Consider the following 21,760-nt stretch of genomic DNA (forward strand, 5'->3'; position numbering starts at 1 on the left):
AGCCTTTCTTGACCACCCCGGCACTTCAGTTGCGCGCGATCGCGCGGGAATACGGGCAGGGCGATTCAGTCCTGCAGGTGCTCAAGGGCGCATCGTTGACGCTGATGCCCGGCGAGATGGTGGCGCTGGTCGCCCCTTCGGGTACCGGAAAATCGACATTGCTGCAGATCGCGGGCCTCCTGGAAAAGCCGACGTCCGGGGAGGTTATGCTCGGCGGGCGCGAGGCGACGGCGCTTTCCGACGACGAGCGCACCGCATTGCGCCGCAACGATATCGGCTTCGTCTACCAGTTCCATCACCTGCTGCCGGAGTTTTCGGCGCGCGAAAACATCATGTTGCCGCAGCTGATTGCCGGTCTGTCCTCCCAGGAGGCGGGCGTCCGCGCCGACGAGATGCTGGAATATATGAGGATTGGCCACCGCGCCGAGCATCGACCGACCGAGCTTTCCGGCGGCGAGCAGCAGCGCGTGGCAATTGCCCGCGCGGTTGCCAACGCCCCCCGGCTGCTGCTTGCCGACGAGCCGACCGGTAATCTCGACCCGCAGACGGCCTCCTACGTTTTCGAGGCGCTCGAAGCCCTGGTGCGGCAATCGGGTCTGTCTGCGCTGATTGCCACCCACAACCTCGACCTTGCCGCCCGCATGGATCGTCAGGTGACGCTCAGCGACGGGCAGGTCGTGCCTCGGATGGTCTGAGCAAACGTAGCGTCCATATCCCTCCCGATTTCTGGAATCTCGACCGTTTTGACGGTGGGGCGCGATTCCGATCGCCAAATTTCATAAAATACTTGCCAAATAGGAATATTATCCTATATGTACCAATACAACCTATGATGGTTGAGTGTGATCAGGCTGCGCGGGGAGTTTGGATTTGACTAATGTATTTCTGAAACTTGTTGTGAGGAAAATTTCCGCTTGATAGCATGTGATATATACATATCGTTTATATCATCATTTTTTTTAATAGTAATTATATATATAATTACAAGTGAACTCGATTTATCGTCAATATCTACATTTTATACATGTAAATATTTCCTAAATTAGGAATCTTTACTTATTAATATCTGTGGCTATAATTATGGTTCGTCTGAATGTTCTGAGATGTTGTAAGCGTCAGCAGACAGGAGAGGTTGGCTATGGGGCGAAATGAAGTAGAAAACCAAGAGCAGAAAAACAGCAGATCCGAGGAGGAGAGGGCGGCGTGGAATCGCTACATGCGCAATTTTCGGCGCGGCTTCAGAAAGCGCGGATTGACGAGTCTCTCGACGGTCATCACCACGGAACATTCTGAATTCATTGAACGTTATGGCCGCGACAAGGAATGCCAATCCAAGCGGGAGGCTCTGATGATGATCATCGAAGACGTCAAAGCCCGTTATGATCAGGAAAGAAGCGTCTGACACGGAGAAGGCCGGTCACGGCCTTCGCGTCCCTCCTGGAGAAGGCCGTACTTTCGAAAAAAAACTACCTTAGGTAGAAATTCTGGGGCAGGTGATGGCTTTGTCGTCTTCTGCTATCCCGACAGTTCGACATCCGTCGCGCTGGGCGGGTGCCTCACGATATCGGCTTGCATCGCCAGCCTGCTTCGCATAAGAGGCTTTCGCGAAGTCATTCCTCCGGTTGCGTAAACCGCGACCATGGAATTGCGTTGCGCGTGTGGCGGAATTGGTAGACGCAGCAGGTTTAGGTCCTGCCGCCGCAAGGTGTGGGGGTTCGAGTCCCTCCACGCGCACCAAAATTTGACGGCGTCGATCGGTCTAAGTTATTGAAAATAATCGGTAAAATTTAACGCAATTTCTTTGTCCTTGTACGTTCTGCACTATTTGTGTAGCAGATTGTGTATCGGAACGTGCTACAGGGTGCTGAAATGGCTTTTAGCGGGCGAGAGAATCCGGACCGTTTTCTGTATCTCCGTTCAGGCATATACGCCTATGTGCGAAGGGTCCCGACGAAGCTCGCAGGTCTCGATGAACGTGCTCCTGCGATCAGGATTTCACTGGGTACTCGCGATCTTTCCGAAGCCCGGGTTAAGCGAGATATCCATGAGGAGGCCGACAACGCGCTTTGGGCCTCGATGCTGGCCGGTGGTGATCGTGTTCAGTCCAATGCTCGCTACAAGGCGGCCGTCGCTAGGGCGCATGCGCTTGGCTTCTCGTACCGAACTGCTATCGAAATCCTCGCCAGCGAATCGGGATCAATGATCCATGACCGGCTGATGGCGCTCTCCCGGCTGCCCGTGGGCGGGCACGAGGCCTCGGCCGTTGTCGGACTCGAGAAGCATCCCCGCGTACCGATATCGGAGGCCTTCACAGTTTATACCGATGAGATCGCGGCGCCGGAGCTGACCGGTAAGAGCGATTTTCAGAAATCCTCCTGGTTGAAGGTGAAACGCAGGGCACTTAACAATTTCATCGAAGTGGTGGGAGACAGGCCGATCGACCAGATTACCCGTCAGGACGCCACGAAATTCTACAATTTCTGGCTGGCACGCATTGCGCCTAAGGACGGTCGTGCGACCCATACAGCTTCGTCTGGCAACCGTGATGTCGGGAACCTGCGGAAGCTTTTCACTGACTACCATCGTTATCGCGGCATTGATGATGCGAAGAACCCCTTTGCCGGACTTTCTTTTTCTCAAAAGGTGAAGACATCCCGTCCACCTTTCCCGACCGAATGGATCGCCAAGCGGATACTGAAACCCGGCGCCCTTGCCGGGCTTAATGCCGAGGCAAGGGCGATCTTGCTTGCGCTGATTGAGACCGGCGCGCGGCCGTCAGAGATCTGTAATCTTACCCGGGACATGATCGATCTTAACGCTGATGTGCCGCATATCCTGATCGAGCCTCGTTCTGATCCTGATGACCGGCGCGAGATCAAGACGGCGTCTTCGATTCGCGCCGTGCCGCTGGTAGGGGTGGCGCTTGCCGCCATGCATGCGCATCCGGGCGGCTTTCCACGCTACAAGAACAAGGAAAACGGGCTCTCGGCGACGCTCAACAAATATTTCCGGGAGAATAAGCTATTCCCGTCATCACGCCACAAGATCTATTCATTCCGGCATTCCTTCGAGGACCGGATGAAGGAGGCTGGCGTCGACACAGAACTTCGCATGATGATAATGGGGCACACCATCGACCGTCCGCAATATGGCGCGGGCGGCTCGCTATCCTGGAAACGGGATGCGCTGGAGAAGATCAAACTGGATTTTGATGAGGCGATTGTGTGAGCAAAAGCTTTCAGGTTACGACCGGCTTTGCGTGAATCTATCTCGATCGGACGGCGTTGCTGTTCAACATAGTGGTGCGCAGTCTGGCTAGCGCGATTGATATAGGCTCAAGGGGGCGTGGCTTCAAATTCCACCACTCCCTTCGATTTCAGCACGTTCAGCTGTTTCCCTTGCCGTCTGCATCTGTGCTACTCGCGTCCGCGCCGCTTCGAAGATCGATCGGTTCTGAAGGCGTTTTTCAATCTGACCCTCCACCCATGCATATAGCTCTAGGAGTGGTGTGGCGTCGTCGCCCCGGGCGACGATCTCCTGTGCGAGGCGGTCTCGCCCCTTTTCGATTTGGGCGAGTGGAACATGGAGCGGGATATCGGACGGCTGTGACGTCATCCTCTCCGCCTCCACGCATCGAATTCCTGCACCATGCCCCGCCAGCGTGCTGCCGCAGCGGGGTCTGTGTTCAATTGGCTGCGGCTTGAGACCGCCAGCACGGACCGCACGCGTGTCGCAGCCGTCTTGTCGGTTGCCGGAGGCGGCAGGTCGTGCCTTTCGATCAGAAACCGCATGAAGGCTGGTTCGGCGCACTTCATGGCGCATTCGGCGGCATAGTCCTTCGCGGGCTTGCCGTCTTTCGCCTCAAGTGCCTGCCTCAGCCGCTCGATCTCGCGCCGCCGTTCGGCATCACGTCTGGCCGCGGCATCCAGCATGCCGATCAGGTCGGCGGGGATTTCGATATGCCTTCGGATCAGTTCGCGGTTGTCGGCAGGGCATGTGACCGGAAGCGAGCAGATGATTTCCGGTTCGCTCGGGCCGGTGACCTCAAGATGCATGCCGGCGGTATCGGCCAGAATATCTGCCAGCGGGACAGCTCTGGAGATCAGCGCCCGGTTGCCAGCCAGCCGCTCGCGTGCGGGTAGACGACTAGCCATGGCTGGATACTTCATTCAGAAACCTTGCCGGAATGTGCTCGAACTCTGCCGGTTCATCGCCTGGCCTTGCCTCCCGCATCGGCATCCAGAAGCCGATGAACTCCGGATGACCCGCCACGGTCATCACATTCGGTCCAGTCTTGCGCAGCCAGTGCTTTGTGCTGAGTGTCTGCTGAGGGCTCATGACATCGAGGAAGCTGGAGAACAGAGCCGGTATCTGCGGATTGAACCGGATCTCGTCGGCCCCGAACGAACCTGCCATCCAGTTTGCGATCAACCGTCTCCAGTCATGGGGAATGCCGCGGCTGATGCGGTAGTCATGGCCGGGCATCAGGCGGTTGCATCTGGAGGCAGACTGTTGAAACAGCGCGGGCAGAAAATCCTCACCCTCTCCGGTATCGGCATGCCAACTGGGCGGTGCCATCTTCGGAAAGATCATCATTCCGGCTTCGTGGAAGAAGGCTTCTCCGGGTTGTGTCCATTCCGGCAGGTTGAAGACATGTTCCCAGCCGCAGGAGAACATCCTGACCGGGTCCTGCTGCCGGCAGAGATCGAAGGCGTCGTCGGGAAGGTCGAGCGTGAGGGCTTCGGATGCCCTTCCATCAGGATCGTGGATCACGGCCATAGCGTGGCCGCTGAAGACGCTGATGAACACGCCGCCCTCCGGCGCCGGTTCTACACCGATATGTCCGAGGGGAAAGCGTGCCGGATCCTGCGAGCGGGCATAGTCGATCACGGCCTTCATCGGCCACAGCCATTTCGCGTTGAAGGTGCATGCGAGGGGATGGGTATCTGATGCGTCCATGTCCTCGCCTGCCGGGCCGTGGGGACCGCTGGTGACGGTTTCGTGCTTCGTCATAGTTCAGACCCCCGAAGCCGCTGCAAGTGCCGCTTCGAAGGCGGCGAGCGCGCGAATGATGAGAAGGAGAAGAAATCCGCTGCCGAGGATGGTCGCGGGCATGGCAACGCGGCGCAGTACGATGCAATCGGCTATGGTGAGGGGGTGCCGGTGAGCGGCGAGGCGGACGATCATGCGTCACCGCCTTTCTGCGCGTCTACGACAGCGCAGATCCGGGAGGCGAGGCCATGCTTGCCGAGTCTGTCATCGAAGCGGCGCAAACGCAGGCTATCGGGTTCGGTGAGGACGTGGAAGGTCAGTCCAGTTGGCTCAAGATACGCCGGCAAGAAGCCGCCGTTTTTCAGAGCTGTCGCAATGAGACTGCCGGACTCGTCGACAACGCGTGGTGCTCTCCCTGTTCCCGAGAACATGCCGCCCGGTCCGAGCCTGATAAATTCGGAGTCTTCGGGCTCGGTGACTTCGTCGACGACATCCCAGATCTGATTGAGATTGCCCCAGACGATGCCGTGCAGGTGTTTAGTTTGTGGTGACCTTACAAGGTAGACGCTCATTGCATCCTCCGTTCCGTTCGGGATGCCTGTCCGTAAGAGGACAGGACACCGGAGCGGAACAGTCAGGCGCGCGCGGTGGCAGCGTCATCGCGGGTGATGCTGTCGAGGAGGTAGGAAGGCGCGCCGACCTCCGGGACTCCCCTGAGATCGCCGCGAGCGGCCTTTGCGTCGGCGACGATGGTTACGAGCCATTGTTCTGCATCTGGGCGATTCATCGCTACTTTCTCTCCGTGTTTGACAGAAAGAAAATAGACGCTATAGCGTACATGTCAATTAGATAGACGCTATAGAGTACAAAATTTTATATAAGGGTTGTCGAGAATCCCGTTTCGCGGAAAGGTGGAAAAGTGGGACTCAGGCAATAAGTAAAGTGTGACGGAAATGAAGAGAGTTAGGTCAAGCCAATACGAGCAGGTCGGTGAAATGGAGGTTGGGGAGTTGGTGGGGTTGCTTAATGCATTGAAAAATGAGGACTTTCTGGAAGTGCTTAATGATTGTGGGAATCTGATCGCGCTTTTAGAATCTGAAGAATACCCGCGCGGGCTTCCGGATAAGTCTCAAGAAGCGAAAGGATTTCTTCGGCTTCGGCGCTGACCTCTATGCCATAGACGATTTGGGACAGGCCGACGTTTAGTTGCTGGCAAATGGCGATCAAGTTATCGATCGTCGGGTCTTTGCCTTCGTTGAGAATCCCTGAAACATAAGAGGGGCCAAGCCCTGCGGCCAGCGAGATGGAGCGCCGAGAGCGGCCACTAGTTTCAATTGCAGCGTCGAGCCGCTCTCTCCATCCTGTTCTTGTCATGGCACGAACTATCCTAGATTTGATAATGAAAATCACGTCTTTTAAAAAGTGCGCTTGACATTGACGCTATAGCGTCGATATTCGGGCCCTATGAACGAGTTTTCCGAACAGCTGCTGCATGACATCAACGCGTTCCTTGCAGCCACAGGAATGTCTGCGAGCTATTTTGGCAAAGCGGCTGTCAATAATTGCCGGCTGGTTGAACGGCTTTGTTCTGGTGGACAGGTTATGCCTTCCACCGAACATAGGATCAGAGCCTTCATCCGCCAAAATGCCGGACGTAAGGCCAGTCGAGGCAGAAGAAAACTTGTACCGGCGGGGTGCGCTCAATGATTCTGCCTTCCGCTTCCCCTGTTGCGTGGGTTTTGGGTATTTTCCATGCGCGGCCGACTGCGACCATGCCTGCGGCACGTTTCGCGCGGCACGCATGGTCGCGCTTTCTTTCTGGCAGCGCCAGTCGGGCAGGGGACCTTGCCCGGTTCGGTGCATCTGCAACACCCGGCTGTCGTCTCCTTGCAGTCGGGATGAAGCGCCGGGGCGGGTTCCCCCTCCCTCCGCTCCGGCGCGTTCATTCTTCAGCATCGTCCTGCTCCCTTTACCATATCCGCCCGCCCTGAGGCGAACCGCTGATTCCTGAAACCTAGCGGCGGGCCTGACGCCGCGCATCAAAGACTTTTTCAGAACACTTTCCTTGCATTTCCGGGGAGGCGATTTCGTGCGTCCAACTTCCGAAGATAACCGCGCCAGGCTCAAGGCCGCAACACGTCGCGCCATCAGGGCAGCAGGCGGCGGAGACAGCTTCCAGCATGTCACCCGCGTTGCCGAGGCGCAGCTCTCCAAATACGGTCTGGCCTCCGAAGATCATGCCGAAACCTTCATTCCTGTCGATGTGGCGCTTGATGCCGATCTTGAGGCCGGCTCGCCGATCATAACAACGGCGATGGCACAGGCACAGGGGTTTCGCCTCGTGCGCGCCGAACGGGAGGATGCGGAACACCGGCTGGAGTTCTGCGATATCTCGGCGCTGGGCATGTCGTTTTCCGATCTGCAGCGAGCGCTGCATGAGGCACTGGCCGATGACGGCTCGGTGGATGAGAGCGAACGCCGGATCATCCAGCGCTGTGGTGACAGGCTGGCGCGAGCTCTCCTCGAAATCATGACGCGGGCCTGACGATGACAGATATCAGCACAGACCTTTCGCCGCGCGCCGCCTGCCACCTCGTTTCGGTGGCGGGCTTTTGCTTTTGCCGCTGCGGCTGGAGCGACCATCCGTTGAGCGAGCACCCATGCCGCGAGGCGCATGAAGAGGCCGTGGACGCGCATGTTCGCGAACTCATCGAAAGCGGAACCGACTGGCGGTGGCGCGAGCAGTTTTCGGCTTGCGGATCCGAATTGACGTCCGGACTGAACGGCGGTGCGGCATGAAGCACTGGGACCGTCAGGAGATAGAGGCGATGGCCGCGATGCGCCGGGATGGCAAGGCGCTGACGGCGATCGCCGAGGCGTGGGGCGTGTCGCGCATGGTGGTTGCCGGCATTGCCCGCCGCAATCCGGATCTGTTTCCCGTGAGGGAAAAGAAGACCGCAGCGGATAAAGCCGCCGAGCGAAAGACGAAGGCGGCAAAGCTTCTGGCAAAGCGGAAAAAGGCAGCCGGGACCGGGACGGTGGACAAACCCAGGCTGATCCCGGTCGAGGCCTATGACACCCAGCACATGCAGCTCCCCGGGGCCCCGACCGTGGCGTTCATCGACTGCGGCGAATTCCGCTGCCGGCTGGTGCTGACGCCGGGCGGTGAGCGGCTCGGTCCGGACACGCCGTGTTGCGGCAGACCGGTGGCAGAAGGATCCGCCTACTGCCCGGAGCATCAGAAGCTGATGTACCGGCCCTACATCAAGAGGACGCCGGCATGGTGATGGCGCTGCGTTCCTCATCTCCAATGCGGATCCTGATCGGCTGCGAGACCTCGGGCGTGGTGCGACGGGCCTTTGCCGCACTCGGTCATGATGTCTGGTCCTGCGATCTGCTGCCGGCAGAAGACGGCAGCAACCGCCACATGATCTGCGATATCCGTGAGATTCTGAATGACGGCTGGGACCTGCTGGTGGTGATGCATCCGCCGTGCACGCGGCTTTGCAACAGCGGGGTTCGCTGGCTCTCCGGCCCGCCGACCAATCCGCCGAATGAGGCAACGGTGGAAGAGAAACAGGCATGGCCGTCGCTCGATACCGATGCCCGCCGCGTGATCATGTGGCGGCTTCTGGATGAGGGTGCGGCACTGTTTGCGGCCTGCTGGAATGCGCCGGTGGAGCGGATCGCGGTCGAGAACCCGGTGATGCACCGGCATGCCAGGGCCCGGATTGAAGGCTATGCGCCCCCGGCACAGACGGTGCAGCCGTGGTGGTTCGGCGACAGGGCCTTCAAGGCGACCGCGCTCTATCTGCGCTCCCTGCCGAAACTGACGCCGACCGACAGGCTGATCCCGCCGAAACCCGGCACGGATGAACACAGGCGCTGGTCGATCGTTCATCGGGCCCCGCCCGGAGTGGACCGCTGGCGGCTGCGCTCCCGGACATATCCGGGGATTGCGAGCGCCATGGCCGCGCAATGGGGCGGATATGCCGAGGAAATTCTGCGGGAGACCACAGCATGAGCACCACGGCAGCACAATCACCCGTTCGCCACTTCGAACGCGCGACCGTCGCGCACGCTACCGGCATGGCTGCGGCACTGCGGATCGTCTGCGGCTGCTGCGAGGCGAGCGGCTACGCGATCCTCAGCGCCGCGCTCCGGCAGGGGCCAGCAGAGGTCGTCACGGATCACTTCCGCGCCGGCGGCTGGTCCGTCGGCGCCACACCGGCCGACGACAGGTGCCCGGCCTGCCGGCGAAACACTTCCACCCGAAACCGCATGAAAGGACAGATCATGGCAGCAGCAAAGCCGCGAAAGGCAGCGGCGACAGCAAAGGCACTTGCCGTCAGGACGACGGCAGCCGCAGGAGCAACCTCCGAGCCCGCGTCTCAGCCAGTACCGCAGGCCGATCCGCCGCCGGCGATGGACCGTGAGGACCGGCGGATCATCACCGAGAAGCTGGACGACGTCTATGGCGATCGCGGCTATCGCGGATCCTGGACGGATACGACGCTTGCCCGGGATCTGAATGTGCCCCGGGCATGGGTGAGCGAGGTCCGCGAGGCCTTCTTCGGTCCGGAAGGCAGCAATCCGCTGCTCGACGAATATACGGCCGAGAAGGAAGGCTTCGATCGGTTGCACTCCGGCTTCATGGCGGCCCGCAAGGCACATTGCGAAGAGCATGACCGCCTGCTGAAGATGGCCATGGACCTGTCGCGCAAGGCCGACGACATCGCCCGGATCGGCAAGCGGATCGAGCGGGAACTCGGCTGATGTGTGAGGTTGCCGCCCTGATAGCCGATATGGTGCGGGCAGGCGTCGACGCCGATCTGATCGGACGGACGGCTGCGGCGCTTTCCGCGCGCGAACCCGTGTTCGTGCCGGTCACCGGCGAGGCGGATGACGACATGGCGAATGAAGGCCATGGCGGTCGTTCCGCTGCGGCCAGACGGCAGGCGCGCTATCGGGCAAGACGGGCGGCAAAACCTGCTTCAGGGCGTAACGCAGGCATAACGCGTGACGTAACGCGTTACGTAACGCGTGACGGGGAGCACGATGCAGAGGAAAATGGCCAAGGCCCTGACAATGCGGGCGAAACCGCAGATCAGGCCGATATTGCCGTCGCCTTCGACCATAACAAAGCGTCACGCGGCGTTACGGGTGACGTAACGCGTTACGGTGCGGCGGAAAAAGAGAATACCCCCCAAACCCCCCAAGAGAAAAAATCCCCCCTTAAAGAAAAGGCCCCTAAAGGGGCCCAAAAGAAAGATCCCCCCGCCACGGCAGAGACGGGTCTGTTTGCAGCAGAACCCGATACCGGTCCGAGCACAGGCTCTGGGGCAGACCAGGGCGCAGACATCAGAGCAAACCTCGGAGCAGAACCGGGACGGGAGCCGGGGACCGACAGACCGTCATCCGCCGGGAACGGGGTAGCCGCCGGCTCAGTCAGCACAGCCAGCACCGGAGCGCGTCGACGCGGCGGGGACATCACCGGGCTGACGGCGGAGTTCGACGCCCATGTCTGGCCGCTCTACCCGCAGAAGGTGGCCCGCAAGACGGCGCTGAAGGCCTGGGCCTCTGCTAGGCAGCGGGCGGACTTTGACACGATCATGGCCGGGCTGAGGCGCTACGTCGCCAAGCGTGACGACCGGCCATGGTGCAATCTCTCGACATGGCTCAACCAGGACCGCTGGACCGACAGGCCGGCCGCGTCCCCACCATCGCAGGCCAGATCGCCGCCATGGCCTTCAGGCACATCTCGCTCCGAACAGATCCGGGAACACAACAGGCGGGTGCAGGAAACCCTCCACAAGCGCATGAGGCACGACAATGGCAACAGTGACGACATTGGTAACCGGGAGACAGACATCATCGACATCGGCAGATCGGACTGGACGGCGCATGGCAGCCCACGAAGCGGCCCTTGAACCGGCAGGCGAGCATCGCTCGGATCTGATGCTGTCCTCGCTGATGCAGTGCGGCTTCACGGTGCCCGACAGCATCGACCCGGAGATGGCCGCGGAGCTTTATGCCAGCGTGCTGCGCGACAAGCCGGTTGCGGCCATGCGTCGGGTGTTCACAAACCTCAGGCTTGGCCGCTATGAGCGCTTCCGCTCGTTCCTGCCGAAGCCGGCCGAACTCTCCGCCCTGATCGATGATGCCGCCCGCCATGACCGGGAGATGCTGCGGATCGAGCGCGATCGGCTGAAGGGCATCGAAGAGCGCCGCCGGCTTTCGAGACCCATCTCGCCGGAAGAACGGCAGCGCCGCCGGGAGAAGGTCGCAGCCGTCAGGGCATTGATGGAGGAAGCCGCCGCAAAGCGGGCAATGCCAACCACGGGAGAGCGCGATGACCACTGAGAGCGAAGACCGCAGGACGGTGCGAAAGTCCTTCCTGAAGTTCTACCGGCAATGGCCGACCTTCGGCGATGACAGCGACGAGCGGGCCTTTGCCGAATGGCAGGCGATGACCACGGAAGACCGGGAGAGGGCATCCACCCTGCTGCCGGCTTTCCTCACCCTTGCTGCGCTGAAGGGCAGGGCGGTGAAGTTTGCCGCCAGCACCTATCTGAGGGACAAGCGCTGGCAGGATGTGCCGGACGGCATGGAAGCCCCGGCAACCGGCCCGGCCATTGCCGCGACCTTCGGCAAGGCGTGGATGGCCGAACGCTTCATCCGGCTTGGCGAGCCTGCCATGAAGCTGCCGCCGCTGACGCGGTTCCAGGAGCATGAGATTGCCGCAGGCCGGACGGACCGCAGCTCACTCCAGCATGAGCGGATGCAGAAGATGGGCTGGCCGTCCGTGAACGCGATGCACGAGCAGGCGCTGCACCATCCGGGCAGGGGCGTGCGGGTGACGGCGGAGACGGTGCTTGCCGGTGCGGACTTCGAGCAGGTGCGTGTCGGCAGCGATCTCTGGCTCGCCTGGCAGGCCGAACATGACGCCCGGTGCTTTCCCTGGCTTCCGGATCCGGGGCGGGCGCAATGGGTCTACTTCCCACCGGGCGAAACGCCGGCGGCGGCACTGACAGCCTTCTTCGAGACAATACAGCGGATCCGGCACAACGAGGCAGCGGCACGATGATGGTGGCAAGGATGGTAACAGACGCAGCAACGGTGGAAGGCAACAGGCTCGAAGCGGAACTGGGCGAACGCAGTCTGCGCAGGATGCACCGCGATGATAATATCCGGCGCATCCGGCAGGACGAAGATGGCGCGCTTGCCGCCAACACAGCAAGCGACACGGCATGCTGGTATGTGGCCGCGGTTCATCCCGGGCACGAGCAGGCAACCGAGGCTGCGCTGAGGGCGATCGGAGCCGAGGCACTGGCGCCGATGCGCCGGGGCAAGCGACGCAGGCGGCGCGGCAGGATGCTGCCGCCGCAGGACGAGGTGCTGATGACCGGTTATGTCCTCGTCCGCTTCGTCAGCACGGCGAAGGCTCTGCGGGGGCTGTTGCGGCAGGAACATGTGACGGCGATCCTCGGCGGCTGGGAGGCGCCCTATGCCATCCCGGCCGATGCCGTCGCAGCGCTGATGCGCAAAGCCGACAACGGCGCCTTCGACTATGACCGGCAGAGCGATGTCCGGGTCGCTGCCGGAGACCGGGTAAAGATCGAAGACGGGATCTTCGCCGGGCAGGTCGGAACAGTGGTGACACCCAACACCACGGGCAGGGGTGATGTCGTCATCGAGGTCGACCTGTTCGGGCGTATGACGCCGATGGTCGTGCCGCTGGCCTGTATCAGCAGAGCATGATCCGAAAGGCTGAATCCCGTCACGGCGGGCAGGGTGCGCGAGGGCGGGTTGCTTCGGCGATCCGCCCTTTCCGCAAAGGGCTATAGGCCCTCCCGAGGAAAACGGCGGGTCCTTCCTGGCACCCTTGGCCATGCGGGTATTTGGCACCGCGCGGGTTGCCCAGTCTGAGACTAAATTCAAAGCCTAAAGTCAGGGGCTAAAGTTTAGGGCAGGGGGCAAAGTGGTGTGGCGCGTCCAAGGAAATCGAGGCAATGGACGGGACTTGCCGACCAAACGCTAAGAGCTTTCTGAATGGCAGAAATGGGACCGGGAGCAAACTGGCCGGTTCTTCCCTTTAGCACTAAATACTAGCCGAGACTGCCTCTGCGAAATCATCGCCGAAATTTAGTTCAACGATAGGAGGCGGGAAAACCTCGTCAAGCTCGTCCGTGTCGGCCACGCTCCGGAATCCAAATGGGCTTGCCAACAGCAGGCCGTCCGTGCATGCACCACGGACGTCGTGCATGGCCTTTGTATTGATTTCGGCCAGCAGGGTGTCGCGCGCGGCCGCATCCATCGGAACAATATGCGGTTCGTAGCCAGCATCCTCAATCTGCTTGATCACCGCTTCGTCTGTCGTGTCACCGTGTCTTGGAAACACCGCTAAGACCTTCCCGCCGAGGCGGGCCGTAATCTCGACGTGGCGAAGGTATTCGGGCGTCGTTTCCGGGCCCGGCGATGAGCTACTGATTGAGAAGGTGCCCCGCTCTGGATCAGCAAAAACCGTATACTTCATCGGGAAGTTTTGGCTGAACTTCCCGATTATTTCTCTTGCGGGATTGAAGGATGCCATCGCAGCACGGTTATGGTGCTGAAGGATCTCGAAGAATCCGACGCCGGCATTAATAGCTGCGCCGACCTCCTCAAAGCTCAAACGGTTCGCGTACCCACCATTGCGCTTTCGCAAACGGAGACCGTCGGCCCAGATCACGTAGTCTGCATGGGAAATACCGTTGCGGATTTCATCGTTAAAGGCGGACGCCAAGAGGCCCGCCAGCTTTGTCATTCCGATCTCCGACGCCTTCGTGGCCAGTTCCCTAAAGGTGGCGTTCGCGTTTGGAGCTATGATGCGATTGTCGGCCTTACGAACACGCACAATGTCTTTGAACGGCCAGAGATTGTAAGGCTGACTGGTAACCACGCCCATGATGTTCTTCAGCGATTCATAGACACCTCCTGCTTCTGACAGCTGGCAATAGAGCATCAATGCTATGCGCATTTCTGGGACTGAGTAGGGTTCGGTGCGCCCCGTGTATGATTGGAGTTCGTCGAAGACCTGCTGTGCGGTAATCGTTGTAGCCCAGCCAGCATCCTGCATACCCCGAAATTCACCACCGAGAGAACCGGCAAAATCCAGCTCGTTCATCTGGCGCGCAAAGCCATAGAGCCTCGACAACTCCGTGGACAGTGCAATGAAAAAATCCTTGGTTGCTGCCTTCATATGATCGCTCTGACATAAATTCCCGAGGCTAAACATGAAACGGTGGCGCAGCTCAACTCCGCATAGAAGACGGCATCAACTCTGTCCTGCAATCGGCAAAATCCGATCGATGAAGTAGATGTAGCCCTTGTCGAGGGCGAGCCCGAGCCGCGCGCTTTTCTCGCGTTTTGCTTTGTCGAAATGGACCACACGGCCTTCGAGTTCGATCCGGACGAAATAATCTACATGCTGATCGTCCTGCGGTCGAAAACAGAAAGCCCTCTCTGAAAGCTGGATGGCACCGTCAGAAAGCCGTTCCCCCTCCCCAACAAATCTCGAAAACGGCTCCGGATTGTCGAGGTAACGACCGTCGGGAGTCAGAAATTCGATGGAGTAGGCTACACGCTGGCCCGCTCCAAGCTCGAAGGTCCTGCGCAGGATCTTATAGGCGAACAGGCCATTGGGACTTTCGCGACCCGGAACGGTCGTAAATCCCATGCGATGCCAAAAAGGGATTGCCGAAGAAGGTGTGATTTCGATCGCTGCCAATGACCGGCCCTCATCATAGAAAGAACGCGCCAGGTGATCGGCTAGGCTGCGTCCATATCGACGCTCATGTCGTCTCAGGTCAGGCCGCACCTCCAAGATCTGATCACCTACGAGGAATCCGACAGCCTCGTTATCTGCGATGAGGACCCAGATCGGCTGCGAGGCTTCTTGCCACCACCTTTTCGCGATGTTCCAGTTGCAACGGAAACCACGAACCGGCGGACGGCCCTCGTAGTGATTTTCCTCCCATGCCTCATGAGCTTTTTTATACTCGGCCTCTTCGGCATCAAGCCAGGTTTCGATTTGCGCCAACAAACTGTCGTTGGCGGGAACAATGCGTTCGTTCATAGGGATACCTAGCGGTTGGAGGGATCATTGTCGCCGGCAGTATTATAAAACGCCAATAAATGCCGCATGTGACTTTCTTGGCCGAAGATACATATAATTCTGATAATTTGGAATATACTTGAGTTTTTGTCGTAAATCGCAGCTCTGATCCGATGTGTGTCAAGACAACCAGTGGTAGCTTCTACGGGGGAGGAAATTCTCGACCTTTACGCTGCAAATCGCTTTCCAACCCGCGCGGACGAGCTTTCCCGCATTTTGCGCGCTTCGATTTCACGCTCAAAGTAGGCTAAGGGTTCGGTGATGGGGGGAAGGCCACGCTGTTCGATCCAGCGGTTTTCTGGAAATTGAAATGAATTTTTGTGGGCTGCTTGATCACACGGGATCACGCTTATCTCCGCATTCTTCCTCGTTTTGCTATTGTTGTCATTCTTCCTCGCTTTGCTATTGTTGTCGCCTGCCAATCGATACCTTAGGCTCAACCGTGGTAGCGCCGGGCGTGATTTTCAAGCGGCCGCCAATTGGGAGAAACCATGAGCCCTTCACAAGATGACCACGAGGCGTCGAGTCGCTTGTTGACCGACGAGAACATCGAACTTGTCTCCGCCAAACTTCAGGAACTCCGGCTTCGGCTTCTCGATTCGACCCGTCGGAACCCGCTGATCAATATCCGATTTACCCCGGCTTCGACTTCGTTCATCCGCGTTGTAGACGAACTTCCCGACATCCTGCGCTACCACCTCTCTCAGGGCCGCCAGATGCGGCTGGCGGCGTTGCCAGCCCTCGAAGACGAACTCCCGGACGAGCAAACGGACGATTTCCGGGATGCGCTCTTCATCGCCCGGCAGGAAGACGAGGCCTATCTCGCCGAGATCGCCAAGATCGATCCCGACGACGCGAAGGCGGAAGAAAAGCTGATGAAGGCCGAGCGATCCCTGAAGGATCGCCTGCGCGAAGACCTTGGCCTGTCGCCGCGCCAGACCAAGGACGCGCCCTCGCTCGCCCAACATGCCCGGATTCACGGCATCGAGCCAAGCTACATCCTGCCGCTCCCCGGGGACGAGCACCACGACGGGCGGCACGGCGACGACGATATCCAGACCCTCCTGCTGCCGGACCGGCTACAACGATCGGCGAAGTCCATTCTTGAGAAGGGCCGGTCCTTCGAGCGCGAGACCGGGGTCAACGTGCTCCATGCCGCCTTCGGCATCCTCGAGTGGAAAAGCCCTGACGAGAACGATCGCTTCGTTTCGCCGCTGCTACTGCTCGAGATCCGGATCGAGCGGAAGCAGTCCCCGCATGGCGCCGAGTTCTACCTGGGCGGCGTCGACCAGGTCATGGTCAATACCAACCTGGCGCTGAAGCTCCTGAACGAGAATAAGCTCTCTCTGCCGGACTACGAGGGCGGAAGCGTCGAGGACTACTTCGATTCGGTCGAGGAAGCCGCACCCCGGGGCTGGCACTGGAAAGTACGCCGCGAGGCATGCATTGGAATTTTCCCGTCCTCCAAGATTGCGATGTACCACGACCTCGATCCGGAAAAACGCCCGCTGGCCGAGGAAGAGACAGTGGTGCGCCTTCTCGCCACGACCGGCGTTGGCGATGGCGCCTATGCGGAGACCTACGGCACCGACGATCCTGAGGTCGCCAGCAAGGTGCCTTACGTGGTGATGGATGCGGATGCCTCGCAGTATTCCGCCCTCGTCGATGTCGCCGATCAGAAGAACCTGGCGATCGAAGGCCCGCCGGGCTCGGGCAAGTCGCAGACCATCGTCAACCTGATCGCCTCGGCGCTCGCCGACGGCAAGAAGGTGCTCTTCGTGGCCGAAAAGCTGACCGCGCTCGACGTCGTGCGCAACCGCCTTGATGCCGCCGGTCTCGGCAACTTCATCCTGCCGCTCCAGGCCGGACGCGGCACGGCCGAGACCGCCTACGAGAGCATCGAGGCCCGCCTCGAAATGAACCGGACGCCCGGCCCCGGCCGGCACAGCTTCAACTCGCGCCAGCGCGCCCTGGAACGGGACCGCGCCATACTCCAGGGCTACCTCGATGCGCTGGGCGCGATGCTCGGCTCGACCGGGCTCACGGTGCACCAGATCATCGGCCATGCCATCGCCACGGCCGAGACCCGTGAGGCCTTGCCGCGGGAAATCCGCCGTCTGCCGATTCCGAACGCCAGGGAAATGGGCGCGATCGAGGTCGAGGCCCTGGTCTCAGAGGCGGAAGCCTTCGGCACCCGGCTCGGACGGATCGCGCGTATGCCCGCCGTCTGGCGCGCCTCGACTGCGCCGATCACATCGCACGATATCGCCGAAGACCACGCCGAGGCGGCGCGCAGCATCGCGGAGGAGCTCGAGGTCTTCGAGAGGGACATAGCGGGCTCGTCGATCACCGTCTTCATGACTGCAAACCCCTTCGTGATCGACATGAAGAAGATCGGCGACCTGCTTTCGGCCGCCGCGTGTGACGAAGGCCGGGTCACCCCAGACCTGCTCGACAGACTCACTGATCCTGCCGCCCGCCGGGCGGCCCGGGATCTCTGCGGCCAGATCAGCGAAAGACGGACACTCATGGCCCAACTCGGTCACAGCCTGCGGGATGCCGAGGGCTGGAACGTCTCCAAGCGCCTTGCGGCTGCCGCCGAGTTCGCCAAGGCACGGGGCAGACGGCTCGACCCCGAGCAGCATCGCGCGAGGCTCGCCGAGATCGAAGGTGCGATCGCCGAGGCCCGGGTTGTGCTCGGCGCCGCGTCCCGGCTTCCGCAGAGCTGGACATCGTCCGGCCGGACCCTGACGGAGATCCGCGATGGGGCGAAGCGCATCGCGGCGCAGTCCCCGGATGTCCTCTCCCTACGATGCGGCGACCCGATGGCTTCCGTCGATGCCCTGGCCATGGAGATCGATACCCGGATCTCTCGCCTTTCCACCGAGATCGGCCGTATCCGGCAGGCGATGCCCTCCGCCGGCGGCGCCCACAACGCGGGTGAACTCAGGAACGCGGCGGCCGCGATCGACCGCGCTGGCTTCTTCGGGCGCATGGGGTCCACCTACAAGGCAGCGCGCAATACATACACGAACATACTCGGAGGGCGGCGCGAGGACAGCCCAGCCGAGATGGCACGTAGGCTGCACGAATACGCCGACTGGCTCGACAGCCGCCAGGAATTCGACAACGGCGGACGCTACGCAGAGCGCCTAGGTCCACACTTTCGAGGCTTCAACACCGAGATGGCGGCGATCGGCCGTGTGGTGACCTTTCACGGGATCTGCAAGGAAATCGCCGGCTCCAGCGTGGACCTCAAAGCCTACCTCGAAACCGGGGAACTCGATCCCGTCCTCACCTTCGCGGAGTTTGAGGACGTGCCTCCATTGCCCCTCTCTGAGGCCGAGGCGAAATTGCGCGAGCTCGAGGAGATCGCCGAGAAGGAGCGACGCTACATCACCGAGGCGGACAGCCACCTCGAGCTGTTCCGCGACAGAACGAGCCTCCCTCTCCCGGAGATCGAGGAGATCCTGGTCCGGAAGACGGCGGAGGTAGACCTCGCTCGCAAGATCGAGGAGAGCCCGGCTCGCGAAGCGCTCGGATCGCGCTTCGCCGGCCTGGCGACACGGACAGACCTGATCGGCGTCCAGTGCGACTTGGCCGAGGCGATCGCCGCCACCGATGACGCGGATATGGTGCTCGCGGCAATGCGGTCAGGCCGGGCGGCCGATATGGCGAAGGAATTTGAGACCTTTGCCGCCCGTCGCGCCAGGCTCGAGACCCAGGTCGGCAGCTTTATTGCCGATCTCGGGCTTCCCGAGGATCTTTCGACGCCGATGGCGCTGGCCCGGCGCACGGCCGACCTGCGGGAGGCGGCGGCCGATCCGCAATCGCTGCTCGACAGGTCGCAGCTGAAGCGCGCCGAGGACAGCCTGCGCGGACAGGGGCTCGGCGAACTGATCGACTGGGCGGTGGCCGAGGGCGAAGCCTTCGATCCGGCACGTCTCGCACCGATCGTCCGCGCGCTGATCGCGCGCTCGATGACAGACCTCGCCTACAAGGAGTGGGGCCCAGCTCTACAAGGCTACGACGGACAGGAGTTCGACCGCATCCGGGGCGAGATCCGCTCCAAGGATCGCGAGATGATCCAGCTCTCCCGCGCCGCGGTGATGCAAGAGCTCCTGGAATCGGCCCAGCCGCCGGCCGGCAACAACGTCGGCCGAAAGTCGACCTTCACCGAAATGAGCCTGATCTACAACGAGCTCTACAAGAAGAAGCGCCGCATCAGCATTCGCGAACTGACAAGCCGCGCCGGCCGCGCCCTCGTCGAGTTGAAGCCCTGCTGGATGATGTCGCCACTCGCGGTCGCGCAATACCTCCGCCAGGGCATGCGCTTCGATCTCGTGGTCATCGACGAGGCTTCGCAGATGACGCCCGAAAACGCCATCGGCGCGATCAGCCGGGCCGACCAGTCGGTAGTCGTCGGCGACACCAAGCAACTGCCACCGACGAGCTTCTTCCAGAAGGTGCTCGACAACAGCGATACCGACGAGGACCTGCGCGAGGACAGCGAGAGCATCCTCGACATGGCCAACGTCGCCTTCATGCCGGTGCGCCAGCTCCGCTGGCACTACCGCTCGCGGCACTCTGCACTGATCCAGTTCTCCAACCAGTGGATGTACAAGGGAGAGCTGACGATCTTCCCCTCGGCGCAGGAAGACCACCCAGATCTCGGCGTCGAGCTCGTCGAGGTGCCCGGTATTTACAAGGGGCGCCGCAACGAGATCGAGGCCCGCGCCATCGTTGTCGCTGCGGTCCACCACATGAACCATCGCCCCGAGCTCTCGCTCGGCATTTGCACGATGAACTCCGATCAGAAGGACCTGATCCTCGAGGAGTTCGAGCGGGAGCGCGACCGCAACCCCAAGGTCCAGGCTTTCGTCGAGAAGTGGGAAGAGGAGAACGACGCGCTTGAGGAGTTCTTCGTCAAGAACATTGAGACGATCCAGGGCGACGAACGCGACGTGATGATGATCTCTACGCTCTACGGACCGGAATCTCCCGGTGCCAAGGTGCTTCAACGGTTCGGCCCGATCAACTCGGCCCATGGCCACCGCCGACTGAACGTCCTCTTCACCCGCGCCAAGCGGAAGATCATGACCTTCACCTCGATGAAGCCGACCGACATCCTCGTTGACGGCAACAAAGCGCTCGGCGTGCGGATGTTCCGGGCCTGGCTCGAATACTCGAAGACCGGACACATCCCGGATGCGGCCGGCCCGCTGGGCGGCACGGAGAGCCCATTCGAGGACTACGTCGCGGCCCAGATCGAGCGCCTCGGCTGCGAGGTGGTCCCGCAGGTGGGCGTCGCAGGCTTCCGCATCGACCTCGGCGTCCGGCACCCGAACTGGCCCTACGGCTACATTCTGGGTGTCGAATGCGACGGCGCGGCCTACCACAGCTCGAAGTCGAGCCGCGACCGCGACCGGCTTCGCCAGGAGGTGCTAGAGGGGCTCGGCTGGCGACTGCACCGGATCTGGTCGACCGACTGGTTCCGCAACCCGCGCGCCGAGATCGAGGTCCTGAAGGAGGAGATCGACGACGCGCTCGCCGATGCCAAGGCGCGGGGTGTGAAGCACTCCGAGCGTCTCGATGCGATGGCACTACTGACCCGCTTGGTTGAGGAAACGACCTCAGGCGTAGAAGAGGTGCCGGCACAAACCAGGCCCGAGCCAAGGCCTGCGTCTGCTACGCTGATCGCACCGGCAGCGCCACCGAAGCCCCAGCAGGCGAGCTTGCCGTTCGAGCCACCGGCGAGCAGCGACCTCTTCACGGCGGCAAGCCGGGTCGCGGCGGAGCCGACCGTTGCGCTGGGCTCTAAATTGAAGGTCGAGAACATCACTGACGGCAAGAAGCTCGCCTTCACACTTGTCGAGGGTGAGAATGCGCCGGACCAGGGTAAGATCGGCGTTCACACTCCGCTCGGACAGGCCCTGCTCGACGCGCAGGTGGGTGACGAAGTAGAATATCAAGTGGGCTCGCACATCAAGGAGGTGCGGGTGCTCGATATCGGATGATGAAGCGAGAAGGTACCACACCCTGAGCGAGGAGTGCTGACAGGTCCGCTCTTCACGGAAATCAGAGGCCATTTCGGATATTAATAGGAGGTCTTCCAGTTTTGGAACGGATACTCGAATGGGGTATTACAACTGCTGCCGCGCAATATCCGCGCCATTCCTAACAGAAGCTAAGGACCGGAAGCGGTAGGCACGCGTAATCGGATCGTCCGGGAGGCGTAGCCGCAATCCGCGCTGTCCTGACGCTCAGGGCGGCGCGAGGGCCGTCCGCTATCTGCGCCGTCCGGCCTTTCCTGGGTGGCGGCCCGAATAGCCTCGACCCTCAGTTTGGCGGCTGACCCCGTGCGTCTCGGTTCAAATGTCGAATTGACCCGCTCTCTTAGATGCGCCAGCTCTTGCGTTGGAGGAGGCATCCAGTGTTTCATTTTCAAGAATTTCTCGAACGATGTGGCTACGATCCGCGGCGCACACGCCTTCTACGCCACGATGTTCGTGGTGCGGTGAGTTGGAGGCGCGGGCCAGACGCCTTTCTCTGCTTTGCCTCGTTCCAGACCCAAGCAAATTCGCCCTATAATGGGGCTCCATCTCACGCGTG

At 60.9% G+C, this 21,760-nt stretch carries 23 protein-coding genes and 1 tRNA gene; 14 read left to right on the forward strand and 10 right to left on the reverse strand.

From position 1 onward, the window contains the following. Positions 1-8 precede the first annotated feature (8 nt). From HQ843_RS16240 to HQ843_RS16255, 4 genes are all read left to right on the forward strand, one after another. The gene (locus tag HQ843_RS16240; protein WP_180897349.1) at positions 9-695 is read left to right on the forward strand and encodes an ABC transporter ATP-binding protein; all 687 of its coding nucleotides are present in this window, start codon (positions 9-11) and stop codon (positions 693-695) included. A gap of 443 nt (positions 696-1,138) precedes the next feature. Further along, positions 1,139-1,402 (forward strand): hypothetical protein, encoded by a 264-nt coding sequence (locus HQ843_RS16245; RefSeq protein ID WP_180897348.1) that lies wholly within the window; start codon positions 1,139-1,141, stop codon positions 1,400-1,402. Positions 1,403-1,652: 250 nt separating this feature from the next. Beyond that, a tRNA-Leu gene (locus tag HQ843_RS16250) sits at positions 1,653-1,737 on the forward strand. A 132-nt stretch (positions 1,738-1,869) separates the two neighbouring features. Beyond that, positions 1,870-3,228, forward strand: a complete 1,359-nt coding sequence (locus HQ843_RS16255; protein WP_180897347.1) for a tyrosine-type recombinase/integrase — start codon at positions 1,870-1,872, stop codon at positions 3,226-3,228. Positions 3,229-3,351: 123 nt separating this feature from the next. Here HQ843_RS16255 and HQ843_RS16260 read toward each other — a convergent pair whose 3' ends face one another. The 8 genes from HQ843_RS16260 to HQ843_RS16295 form a co-directional block, all read right to left on the reverse strand. Then, positions 3,352-3,615 carry a hypothetical protein gene (locus HQ843_RS16260; protein ID WP_180897346.1) on the reverse strand — a complete coding sequence of 88 codons (264 nt, stop codon included), beginning with the start codon at positions 3,613-3,615 and terminating at the stop codon, positions 3,352-3,354. After that, a complete protein-coding gene (locus tag HQ843_RS16265) occupies positions 3,612-4,154 on the reverse strand; it encodes a hypothetical protein (RefSeq protein WP_180897345.1) in 543 nt (180 codons plus the stop codon). The genes HQ843_RS16260 and HQ843_RS16265 overlap by 4 nt, the downstream gene beginning before the upstream one ends. After that, a complete protein-coding gene (locus HQ843_RS16270) occupies positions 4,147-5,013 on the reverse strand; it encodes a hypothetical protein (RefSeq protein WP_180897344.1) in 867 nt (288 codons plus the stop codon). Before HQ843_RS16270 ends, HQ843_RS16265 begins: the two co-directional genes overlap by 8 nt. A 3-nt stretch (positions 5,014-5,016) precedes the next feature. Then, positions 5,017-5,187 (reverse strand): hypothetical protein, encoded by a 171-nt coding sequence (locus HQ843_RS16275; protein ID WP_180897343.1) that lies wholly within the window; start codon positions 5,185-5,187, stop codon positions 5,017-5,019. Continuing rightward, positions 5,184-5,564, reverse strand: a complete 381-nt coding sequence (locus HQ843_RS16280; RefSeq protein ID WP_180897342.1) for a hypothetical protein — start codon at positions 5,562-5,564, stop codon at positions 5,184-5,186. The genes HQ843_RS16275 and HQ843_RS16280 overlap by 4 nt, the downstream gene beginning before the upstream one ends. A gap of 62 nt (positions 5,565-5,626) precedes the next feature. Continuing rightward, positions 5,627-5,779, reverse strand: coding sequence for a hypothetical protein (locus HQ843_RS16285; RefSeq protein WP_180897341.1), 153 nt, complete (start codon positions 5,777-5,779; stop codon positions 5,627-5,629). A 272-nt stretch (positions 5,780-6,051) separates the two neighbouring features. Beyond that, entirely contained in the window at positions 6,052-6,366 is a 315-nt protein-coding gene (locus tag HQ843_RS16290; RefSeq protein ID WP_180897340.1) for a helix-turn-helix domain-containing protein, read from the reverse strand. A 66-nt stretch (positions 6,367-6,432) separates the two neighbouring features. Continuing rightward, positions 6,433-6,948 carry a hypothetical protein gene (locus HQ843_RS16295; RefSeq protein ID WP_180897339.1) on the reverse strand — a complete coding sequence of 172 codons (516 nt, stop codon included), beginning with the start codon at positions 6,946-6,948 and terminating at the stop codon, positions 6,433-6,435. Between the two features lie 133 nt (positions 6,949-7,081). Here HQ843_RS16295 and HQ843_RS16300 point away from each other — a divergent pair, with 133 nt between their 5' ends. From HQ843_RS16300 to nusG, 9 genes are read left to right on the forward strand one after another with little or no spacing between them, the layout of a single operon-like run. Next, positions 7,082-7,537, forward strand: a complete 456-nt coding sequence (locus tag HQ843_RS16300; protein WP_180897338.1) for a hypothetical protein — start codon at positions 7,082-7,084, stop codon at positions 7,535-7,537. A 2-nt stretch (positions 7,538-7,539) separates the two neighbouring features. Continuing rightward, positions 7,540-7,791, forward strand: coding sequence for a hypothetical protein (locus HQ843_RS16305; protein WP_180897337.1), 252 nt, complete (start codon positions 7,540-7,542; stop codon positions 7,789-7,791). Continuing rightward, positions 7,788-8,279, forward strand: a complete 492-nt coding sequence (locus HQ843_RS16310) for a GcrA family cell cycle regulator (protein ID WP_180897336.1) — start codon at positions 7,788-7,790, stop codon at positions 8,277-8,279. Before HQ843_RS16305 ends, HQ843_RS16310 begins: the two co-directional genes overlap by 4 nt. Further along, a complete protein-coding gene (locus HQ843_RS16315; protein WP_246710123.1) occupies positions 8,273-9,016 on the forward strand; it encodes a hypothetical protein in 744 nt (247 codons plus the stop codon). The genes HQ843_RS16310 and HQ843_RS16315 overlap by 7 nt, the downstream gene beginning before the upstream one ends. After that, complete coding sequence (locus HQ843_RS16320) at positions 9,013-9,768, forward strand: hypothetical protein (protein ID WP_180897335.1); 756 nt, start codon at positions 9,013-9,015, stop codon at positions 9,766-9,768. The genes HQ843_RS16315 and HQ843_RS16320 overlap by 4 nt, the downstream gene beginning before the upstream one ends. Continuing rightward, positions 9,768-10,922, forward strand: a complete 1,155-nt coding sequence (locus HQ843_RS16325) for a hypothetical protein (protein ID WP_180903249.1) — start codon at positions 9,768-9,770, stop codon at positions 10,920-10,922. The genes HQ843_RS16320 and HQ843_RS16325 overlap by 1 nt, the downstream gene beginning before the upstream one ends. Continuing rightward, positions 10,897-11,355 (forward strand): hypothetical protein, encoded by a 459-nt coding sequence (locus HQ843_RS16330; protein ID WP_180897332.1) that lies wholly within the window; start codon positions 10,897-10,899, stop codon positions 11,353-11,355. Before HQ843_RS16325 ends, HQ843_RS16330 begins: the two co-directional genes overlap by 26 nt. Continuing rightward, positions 11,345-12,079, forward strand: coding sequence for a hypothetical protein (locus HQ843_RS16335; protein ID WP_180897331.1), 735 nt, complete (start codon positions 11,345-11,347; stop codon positions 12,077-12,079). The genes HQ843_RS16330 and HQ843_RS16335 overlap by 11 nt, the downstream gene beginning before the upstream one ends. Before the next feature lie 11 nt (positions 12,080-12,090). Then, the gene (nusG, locus tag HQ843_RS16340) at positions 12,091-12,753 is read left to right on the forward strand and encodes a transcription termination/antitermination protein NusG (protein ID WP_180897330.1); all 663 of its coding nucleotides are present in this window, start codon (positions 12,091-12,093) and stop codon (positions 12,751-12,753) included. A 340-nt stretch (positions 12,754-13,093) separates the two neighbouring features. On the opposite strand, the gene HQ843_RS16345 is transcribed toward nusG, so the two are convergent. Together HQ843_RS16345 and HQ843_RS16350 are read right to left on the reverse strand one after the other, a co-directional pair. Beyond that, the gene (locus tag HQ843_RS16345; protein ID WP_180897329.1) at positions 13,094-14,233 is read right to left on the reverse strand and encodes a hypothetical protein; all 1,140 of its coding nucleotides are present in this window, start codon (positions 14,231-14,233) and stop codon (positions 13,094-13,096) included. A gap of 75 nt (positions 14,234-14,308) precedes the next feature. Next, positions 14,309-15,109, reverse strand: a complete 801-nt coding sequence (locus HQ843_RS16350; RefSeq protein WP_180897328.1) for a GNAT family N-acetyltransferase — start codon at positions 15,107-15,109, stop codon at positions 14,309-14,311. A 530-nt stretch (positions 15,110-15,639) separates the two neighbouring features. Here HQ843_RS16350 and HQ843_RS16355 point away from each other — a divergent pair. Then, the gene (locus HQ843_RS16355) at positions 15,640-21,165 is read left to right on the forward strand and encodes a DUF4011 domain-containing protein (protein WP_180897327.1); all 5,526 of its coding nucleotides are present in this window, start codon (positions 15,640-15,642) and stop codon (positions 21,163-21,165) included. Positions 21,166-21,760 lie beyond the last annotated feature (595 nt).

This window comes from Martelella sp. NC20 (assembly GCF_013459645.1).
GTDB lineage: Bacteria > Pseudomonadota > Alphaproteobacteria > Rhizobiales > Rhizobiaceae > Martelella.

Coding starts and splice junctions, on each gene's coding strand:
- HQ843_RS16245 (WP_180897348.1), top strand. CDS start 1,139: ATGGGGCGAAATGAAGTAGAAAACCAAGAGCAGAAAAACAGCAGATCC.
- HQ843_RS16255 (WP_180897347.1), top strand. CDS start 1,870: ATGGCTTTTAGCGGGCGAGAGAATCCGGACCGTTTTCTGTATCTCCGT.
- HQ843_RS16260 (WP_180897346.1), bottom strand. CDS start 3,615: ATGACGTCACAGCCGTCCGATATCCCGCTCCATGTTCCACTCGCCCAA.
- HQ843_RS16265 (WP_180897345.1), bottom strand. CDS start 4,154: ATGGCTAGTCGTCTACCCGCACGCGAGCGGCTGGCTGGCAACCGGGCG.
- HQ843_RS16270 (WP_180897344.1), bottom strand. CDS start 5,013: ATGACGAAGCACGAAACCGTCACCAGCGGTCCCCACGGCCCGGCAGGC.
- HQ843_RS16275 (WP_180897343.1), bottom strand. CDS start 5,187: ATGATCGTCCGCCTCGCCGCTCACCGGCACCCCCTCACCATAGCCGAT.
- HQ843_RS16280 (WP_180897342.1), bottom strand. CDS start 5,564: ATGAGCGTCTACCTTGTAAGGTCACCACAAACTAAACACCTGCACGGC.
- HQ843_RS16285 (WP_180897341.1), bottom strand. CDS start 5,779: ATGAATCGCCCAGATGCAGAACAATGGCTCGTAACCATCGTCGCCGAC.
- HQ843_RS16290 (WP_180897340.1), bottom strand. CDS start 6,366: ATGACAAGAACAGGATGGAGAGAGCGGCTCGACGCTGCAATTGAAACT.
- HQ843_RS16295 (WP_180897339.1), bottom strand. CDS start 6,948: ATGCTGAAGAATGAACGCGCCGGAGCGGAGGGAGGGGGAACCCGCCCC.
- HQ843_RS16305 (WP_180897337.1), top strand. CDS start 7,540: ATGACAGATATCAGCACAGACCTTTCGCCGCGCGCCGCCTGCCACCTC.
- HQ843_RS16310 (WP_180897336.1), top strand. CDS start 7,788: ATGAAGCACTGGGACCGTCAGGAGATAGAGGCGATGGCCGCGATGCGC.
- HQ843_RS16315 (WP_246710123.1), top strand. CDS start 8,273: ATGGTGATGGCGCTGCGTTCCTCATCTCCAATGCGGATCCTGATCGGC.
- HQ843_RS16320 (WP_180897335.1), top strand. CDS start 9,013: ATGAGCACCACGGCAGCACAATCACCCGTTCGCCACTTCGAACGCGCG.
- HQ843_RS16325 (WP_180903249.1), top strand. CDS start 9,768: ATGTGTGAGGTTGCCGCCCTGATAGCCGATATGGTGCGGGCAGGCGTC.
- HQ843_RS16330 (WP_180897332.1), top strand. CDS start 10,897: ATGGCAGCCCACGAAGCGGCCCTTGAACCGGCAGGCGAGCATCGCTCG.
- HQ843_RS16335 (WP_180897331.1), top strand. CDS start 11,345: ATGACCACTGAGAGCGAAGACCGCAGGACGGTGCGAAAGTCCTTCCTG.
- nusG (WP_180897330.1), top strand. CDS start 12,091: ATGGTAACAGACGCAGCAACGGTGGAAGGCAACAGGCTCGAAGCGGAA.
- HQ843_RS16345 (WP_180897329.1), bottom strand. CDS start 14,233: ATGAAGGCAGCAACCAAGGATTTTTTCATTGCACTGTCCACGGAGTTG.
- HQ843_RS16350 (WP_180897328.1), bottom strand. CDS start 15,109: ATGAACGAACGCATTGTTCCCGCCAACGACAGTTTGTTGGCGCAAATC.
- HQ843_RS16355 (WP_180897327.1), top strand. CDS start 15,640: ATGAGCCCTTCACAAGATGACCACGAGGCGTCGAGTCGCTTGTTGACC.